Source organism: Massilia sp. (genome assembly GCF_032106685.1).
In the GTDB taxonomy this organism is placed as follows: Bacteria; Pseudomonadota; Gammaproteobacteria; order Burkholderiales; family Burkholderiaceae_D; genus Telluria.
The window spans coordinates 1-7304 of record NZ_DAMCPG010000038.1 but is presented as its reverse complement, the minus strand read 5'-3'; the positions used below and the strand labels follow the sequence as shown (position 1 = coordinate 7304).

Sequence of the window (7304 nt, the reverse complement as noted above, 5' to 3'; positions counted from 1 at the left end):
GTAGGGTGGGTTCTCGGACCTACGCGCTCAAACGCTCGGGCAGACGCCGCTCCATACCGATTATTGTGCGCCGCAACCTGAAAAAGCGCCCCACGCCCCGGGCTTGCCACAAAATTCACTCCTCTCGTGTCAGAAAATCCAGTAAAATACCGGGTTGAAGTTGTAGCCCCTAGACAAAGGAGTGCAGGGCGGCCGGTTTCACTGTCGGGCGCCCTTTGTTTTTGTGGCAATATGCAATCCTGAGCGAGGATGGCGAAATTGGTAGACGCACCAGGTTTAGGTCCTGACGCCAGCAATGGTGTGGGGGTTCGAGTCCCCCTCCTCGCACCACGAATAATTATTTTTTTGGACGATTTTTACGATGGCAACTGCAGTCGAAACCCTGGGTAAACTCGAGCGTCGCTTGACGATCACTTTTCCGCTGAGCGACGTCCGTACGGAAGTTGAAAAACGCCTGAAAAAGCAGGCCAAGACCGCCAAGGCCCCTGGCTTCCGTCCGGGTAAAGTGCCGCTGAAAATGGTCGCAGCCCAGTACGGCTACCAGATCGAGACCGACGTCCTGAACGACCGCGTCGGCCGCGCCTTCAACGACGCCGCCAACGAGAACCAGCTGCGCGTTGCCGGTTTCCCGAAAATCGAGCCGAAGCAGGACGCGCCGGAAGGCATGCTGGCCTTCGACGCCACCTTCGAAGTGTTCCCGGAAGTCGCGATCGGCGACCTGGCCGGCGTTGACATCGAAACCGTCTCGACCGACGTCACCGACGCCGAGATCGACAAGACCATCGACATCCTGCGCAAGCAGCGCGTGCACTACCACACCAAGGGCGAAGCCGGCGAGCACGGCGACGGCGGCGAAGCCGTTGCCGCCAACGGCGACCGCGTGACCGTGGACTTCGTCGGCAAGATCGACGACGTCGAGTTCGCCGGCGGCAAGGCCGAGAACTACGCGTTCGTGCTGGGCGAAGGCCGCATGCTGCCGGAATTCGAAGCCGCCACCATTGGCCTGAAAGTCGGCGAAAGCAAGACCTTCCCGCTGGCCTTCCCCGAGGACTACCACGGCAAGGACGTGGCCGGCAAGACCGCCGAGTTCACCATCACCCTGAAGAACCTGGAGTGGGCGCACCTGCCGGAAGTCGACGCCGAGTTCGCCAAGTCGCTGGGCATCGAAGACGGTTCGATCGAGAAGATGCGCGCCGACATCAAGACCAACCTGGAGCGTGAAGTCAACGCCCGCATCAAGGCCCGCAACAAGGAAGCCGTGATGGACGCGCTGGTGAAAGTCACCGAGATGGACGTGCCGAAGGTCATGATCGAGCAGGACTCCGAGCGCCTGGCCGAGCAGACCCGCCAGGACATGGCCCAGCGCGGCATGGACGTGAAGAGCCTGCCGTTCCCGCCGGAACTGTTCGCCGAAAAGGCCGAGCGCCGCGTGCGCCTGGGCCTGATCCTGTCGAAGCTGGTTGCCGACAACAAGCTGGAAGCCACCCAGGACCAAGTGAAGGCCCAGATCGAAGACTTCGCGCAGAGCTACGAAGATCCGAAGGAAGTGCTGAAGTACTACTACAGCGACCGTCGCCGCCTGGGCGAAGTGGAAGCCCTTGTATTGGAAGAAAACGTCGTCAACTATGTACTTGGCAAGGCGAAGGTCGGCACCAAGGCCATCGCTTTCGATGAATTGATGGGTAGCAACCCACAGGCTTGAGCACAGGGGTAGGCTAGCTTTTTCGAGCCTCCATTCAAGCCCTTTTTACAAGGAAACGAGACAGGTATGAACCGTAATCCGGCATTGGACACCCAAGCACTCGGCCTCGTGCCGATGGTAGTTGAGCAAAGCGGCCGCGGCGAGCGCGCGTATGACATTTACTCGCGCCTGCTGAAGGAGCGCGTGATTTTCCTCGTCGGTCCTGTCAACGACCAGATGGCCAACCTGATCGTTGCCCAGCTGCTGTTCCTGGAGAGCGAGAATCCGGACAAGGACATCTCGCTCTACATCAACTCGCCGGGCGGCTCGGTCTCGGCAGGCCTGGCGATCTTCGACACGATGAACTTCATCAAGCCGGACGTCTCCACGCTGTGCACCGGCCTGGCGGCGTCGATGGGCGCCTTCCTGCTGGCGGCGGGCGCCAAGGGCAAGCGTTTCTCGCTCCCGAACTCGCGCGTGATGATCCACCAGCCGTCCGGCGGTTCGCAGGGCATGGCGTCGGACATCGAGATCCAGGCCAAGGAAATCCTGTACCTGCGCGAGCGCCTGGCGCGCATCATGGCCGAGAACACCGGCCAGAGCATCGAGCAGATCCACAAGGATACCGACCGCGACCGCTTCATGTCGGCCGAGGAAGCGCTGGAATACGGCATGATCGACAAGGTCTTGACCAACCGCGCTTGACGCATCCCACAAGGTGTTGCTGAAAAACGCCCGGGCGCGAACACGTTCGGGCGTTTGTTTTTTATTTCGGGTAGCATGGCGGTGTACGCGGTCGTGTTGCGTGCCCCGTAATCGTTATATTCATAGCAAATTACTTAATACCTGCCCCCATGTCTGACAAAAAATCCTCCAGCGGCGAAAAGCTTCTGTACTGCTCGTTTTGCGGCAAGAGTCAGCACGAGGTGAAGAAACTCATCGCGGGACCTTCGGTCTTCATCTGCGACGAGTGCATCGACCTGTGCAACGACATCATCCGCGACGAGACCTCGAACGTCGAGTCGGTGGCGGGCGCCAAGTCCGACCTGCCGACGCCGCACGAGATCGCCGAATTGCTCGATCAGTACGTGATCGGCCAGCAGACTGCCAAGCGGATCCTGTCCGTGGCTGTCTATAACCATTACAAGCGTTTGAAGCATCTCGGCAAGAAGGACGACGTCGAACTGGCCAAGAGCAACATCCTGCTCGTCGGCCCGACCGGTTCCGGCAAGACCCTGCTGGCGCAGACGCTGGCGCGCATGCTGAACGTGCCGTTCGTGATCGCCGACGCCACCACGCTGACCGAAGCCGGCTACGTGGGCGAAGACGTCGAGAACATCATCCAGAAGCTGCTGCAAAGCTGCAATTACGAAGTCGAGAAGGCCCAGCGCGGCATCGTCTACATCGACGAAATCGACAAGATCTCGCGCAAGTCCGACAATCCGTCGATCACGCGCGACGTCTCCGGCGAAGGCGTACAGCAGGCCCTGCTGAAGCTGATCGAGGGCACCATGGCCTCGGTGCCGCCGCAGGGCGGGCGCAAGCACCCGAACCAGGACTTCGTCCAGATCGACACGACCAACATCATGTTCATCTGCGGCGGCGCCTTCGACGGCCTGGCCAAGATCATCCAGAACCGTTCCGAGAAGTCGGGCATCGGTTTCGCGGCCAGCGTCAAGAGCCAGACCCAGCGCTCGAACAGCGAGATCCTGATGGAAGCCGAGCCGGAAGATCTGATCAAGTTCGGCCTGATTCCGGAACTTGTCGGCCGTCTGCCTGTCGTAGCTACCTTGAGCGAGCTGACCGAAGAAGCGCTGATCCAGATCCTGATCGAGCCGAAGAACGCGCTCATCAAGCAGTACTCGAAACTGCTGGAAATGGAAGGCGCGGAACTGGAAATCCGCCCGGCGGCCCTGCACGCGATCGCCAAGAAGGCGCTGGCGCGCAAGACCGGCGCACGCGGCCTGCGTTCGATCCTGGAGCACGCGCTGCTCGACGTCATGTACGAACTGCCAAGCCAGCAGAACGTCGTGAAGGTCGTGATCGATGAGAATACGATCACCAACGGGGCGAAACCTCTGATGATCTACAGCGAAAGCGCAAAGGCTTCGGGCGAAAACTAAAAAATTCCGCGCGGAAACCACAAAAGCGCTTGTGCGCCCGGTGCTTGGCTGTACAATTTACCTCAATAAAAGCATCCGGCTTCAATCGAAAAGCCACTCGCGACCGCGGTCGCGTGGTGGCTTTTTTATTTCAGACGGGGATTTTATCGGAACGGCCAGATTGTATTGCGCGAAAGTCTTTTTAATTCGAAGAAATATGCGTTGACCGGTCTTGAGTTTTCACCGTGTGCGCCCAACATCGTCTACACGCTTTTTATAAGGTATGCCATGACAACTTCCAAATTAACCGAGCAAACGACGCTGCCCCTCTTGCCGTTGCGCGACGTGGTCGTGTTTCCCCATATGGTGATACCCCTGTTCGTTGGTCGCCCGAAATCGATCAAGGCCCTCGAGGCTGCGATGGAGCAGGGCAAGAGCATCATGCTCGCCGCCCAGAAGGCTGCCGCCAAAGACGAACCTTCCGCATCCGACATTTATGAGATCGGCTGCGTTGCGAACATCCTGCAAATGCTGAAGCTGCCCGACGGCACCGTGAAGGTGCTGGTCGAAGGCGCCCAGCGTGCCCGTATCGATCACATCACGGACGCGCCGACCCACTTCGTGGCCGACCTGACCCCGCTGCGTTCGGAAATCGGCGACGACTCCGAGGTCGAGGCGATGCGCCGCGCCATCGTCCAGCAGTTCGACCAGTACGTCAAACTGAACAAGAAGATCCCGCCGGAGATCCTGGCGTCGCTGGCCGGCATCGACGACGCCGGCCGCCTGGCCGACACCGTGGCGGCCCACCTGCCGCTGAAACTCGAGCAGAAACAGGTGATCCTCGAGATCTTCAATGTCGCCAAGCGCCTCGAGCACCTGCTCGGCCAGCTTGAAGGCGAACTCGACATCCTGCAGGTCGAGAAGCGCATCCGTGGCCGCGTCAAGCGCCAGATGGAGAAGTCGCAGCGCGAGTACTACCTGAACGAACAGGTCAAGGCCATCCAGAAGGAACTGGGCGAGGGCGAGGACGGCGCCGACATCGACGAGCTCGAGAAGAAGGTGATCGCCGCCAAGATGCCGAAGGAAGCCCTGGACAAGGCCACCGCCGAGATCAAGAAGCTCAAGCTGATGTCGCCGATGTCGGCCGAAGCCACCGTCGTGCGCAACTACATCGACACCCTGGTGTCGCTGCCGTGGAAGAAGAAGTCGAAGGTCGCGAACGACCTGTCGAACGCCGAGAAGGTGCTGGAAGCCGAGCACTACGGCCTCGAGAAGATCAAGGAACGCATCCTGGAATACCTCGCGGTGCAACAGCGCGTCGACAAGCTCAAGGCCCCGATCCTGTGCTTCGTCGGTCCGCCTGGCGTGGGTAAAACCTCGCTGGGCCAGTCCATCGCCCGCGCCACGAACCGCAAGTTCGTGCGCATGGCACTGGGCGGCGTGCGCGACGAGGCCGAGATCCGCGGCCACCGCCGTACCTACATCGGTTCGATGCCGGGCAAGGTGCTGCAATCGCTGGCGAAAGTCGGCGTGCGCAATCCGCTGTTCCTGTTGGACGAGATCGACAAGATGGGCGCGGACTTCCGCGGCGACCCGTCGTCGGCCCTGCTCGAGGTGCTCGATCCGGAACAGAACCACACCTTCTCGGACCACTACCTGGAAGTCGACTTCGACCTGTCGGACGTGATGTTCGTGGCGACCTCGAACTCGTTCAACATCCCGCCGGCGCTGCTGGACCGGATGGAAGTGATCCGCCTGTCGGGTTACACCGAGGACGAGAAGACCAACATCGCCCAGCGCTACCTGCTGCCGAAGCAGGTCAAGGCGAACGGCCTGAAGGAAGACGAGATCAAGGTGGAAGAGGCCGCGATCCGCGACATCATCCGCTACTACACCCGCGAAGCCGGCGTGCGTTCGCTCGAGCGCGAAATCTCGAAGATCTGCCGCAAGGTCGTCAAGATGCTGCTGCTGAAGAAGAGCGACAAGCGCGTCGTCGTCGGCAGCAAGAACCTGGACAAGTTCCTGGGCGTGCGCCGCTACGACTTCGGCGTGGCCGAGAAGGAAAACCAGGTCGGCCAGGTGGTGGGTCTTGCCTGGACCGAGGTCGGCGGCGACCTGCTGACGATCGAAGCCGTCAACGTGCCGGGCAAGGGCGCCATCATCCGCACCGGTACGCTGGGCGACGTGATGAAGGAATCGATCGAGGCGGCCCGCACCGTGGTGCGTTCGCGTGCCCAGCGCCTGGGCATCAAGAACGAGGTGTTCGAGAAGAGCGACATCCACATCCACGTGCCGGAAGGCGCGACCCCGAAGGACGGTCCGTCCGCCGGTATCGCGATGACCACCGCGCTGGTGTCGATCTTCACCGGCATCCCGGTCCGCGCCGACGTGGCGATGACGGGCGAGATCACGCTGCGCGGCGAAGTCCTGCCGATCGGCGGCCTGAAGGAAAAGCTGCTGGCGGCGCATCGCGGCGGCATCAAGACGGTCCTGATCCCGGAGCAGAACGTGAAGGACCTGGCCGAGATTCCGGACAACGTCAAGAACAAGCTCGAGATCGTGCCGGTGCGCTGGATCGAAAAGGTGTTGGAAGTGGCTCTGGAACGCCAGCCGGAAGCCCTGGTCGAGGTGCCGGCCGTGTCGGTGGCGCCGTCGAGCGCAACCGAAGGGCAGGGCGACGTGGTCAAGCACTGACCGCCGACGTGATCGTGGTATGAGGAGGCGCCTGCGGGCGCCTCTTTTTTATTGGAGTTTTTCGGTACTGCGCTTTTCGTAGGGTGGACACCTGTGTCCACGCTGTTTGGTGCACATGGTTTATCGTGCGGTAATCCTGAAGCGCAACCCAAGCAGGTCAGTGTGTTTCATTTTCTCGATTCGCGACCGTGCCATACGGCGTGGACACAGGTGTCCACCCTACAAGCCCTAAAACGGCAATATTCCGCGCACTGAAGCCGTCCTCGATCAATGTTGCTTGACAGAAGCAAATCCCCCTTGTTTAATACGCGCTTGCAGTTTTTTGCAGGAAGGCGCAGCGCCGCCGCGTCAGAACGTACAAGAGGAATAGAGTGAACAAGACTGAACTGATCGAAGAAATCGCGAAATCCGCGGACATTACCAAGGCTTCGGCTACGCGTGCGCTCGACGCCATGATCGAAGCCGTGACCGCGACGCTGAAGAAGAACGACAGCGTCACCCTGGTCGGCTTCGGCACCTTCACCGTCGGCGAGCGCGCCGCGCGCACCGGCCGCGATCCGCGCACCAAGGAGCCAATCAAGATCAAGGCCGCCAAGGTCCCGAAATTTAAGGCTGGTAAAGCGTTAAAAGATGCTGTAAACTAATGCCTTCTCTGCAGTGACATGCAGAGAAGACTGCCTGGCGGTACGTTCGAGGTCATCGATCTCGTGAGGTGAGGAGCTTGCGCCTCTCAGCTTTCACCAGCCAGGCAAGCAGTACCTTGTATTTGATGTGGAGCGGTAGTTCAGTTGGTTAGAATACCGGCCTGTCACGCCGGGGGTCGCGGG

4 protein-coding genes, 1 tRNA gene and 2 pseudogenes are annotated in these 7304 nt (G+C 60.5%); 6 read left to right on the top strand and 1 reads right to left on the bottom strand.

Translation table 11 applies throughout. The features are described from left to right. Positions 1-243 precede the first annotated feature (243 nt). The 4 genes from RT688_RS18255 (at position 244) to clpX (ending at position 3804) form a co-directional block, all read left to right on the top strand. Positions 244-330, top strand: a tRNA-Leu gene (locus tag RT688_RS18255). A 31-nt stretch (positions 331-361) separates the two neighbouring features. After that, complete coding sequence (tig, locus tag RT688_RS18250; RefSeq protein WP_313706268.1) at positions 362-1702, top strand: trigger factor; 1341 nt, start codon at positions 362-364, stop codon at positions 1700-1702. Positions 1703-1768: 66 nt separating this feature from the next. Further along, entirely contained in the window at positions 1769-2386 is a 618-nt protein-coding gene (clpP, locus tag RT688_RS18245; RefSeq protein ID WP_312550707.1) for an ATP-dependent Clp endopeptidase proteolytic subunit ClpP, read from the top strand. Between the two features lie 149 nt (positions 2387-2535). Beyond that, positions 2536-3804, top strand: coding sequence for an ATP-dependent Clp protease ATP-binding subunit ClpX (gene clpX / locus RT688_RS18240; protein ID WP_313706267.1), 1269 nt, complete (start codon positions 2536-2538; stop codon positions 3802-3804). 181 nt (positions 3805-3985) lie between these two features. Here the strand turns inward: clpX and RT688_RS23870 are convergent. Continuing rightward, positions 3986-4054 (bottom strand): annotated as a pseudogene (locus tag RT688_RS23870) (zinc finger domain-containing protein); the annotation flags it as partial. A gap of 17 nt (positions 4055-4071) precedes the next feature. On the opposite strand from RT688_RS23870, the gene lon reads away from it, so the two are divergent. Both lon and RT688_RS18230 read left to right on the top strand, forming a co-directional pair. After that, positions 4072-6477, top strand: coding sequence for an endopeptidase La (gene lon / locus RT688_RS18235; RefSeq protein WP_313706266.1), 2406 nt, complete (start codon positions 4072-4074; stop codon positions 6475-6477). Between the two features lie 344 nt (positions 6478-6821). Then, a pseudogene (locus tag RT688_RS18230) lies at positions 6822-7121 on the top strand (HU family DNA-binding protein); the annotation flags it as partial. Between the last annotated feature and the right edge of the window lie 183 nt (positions 7122-7304).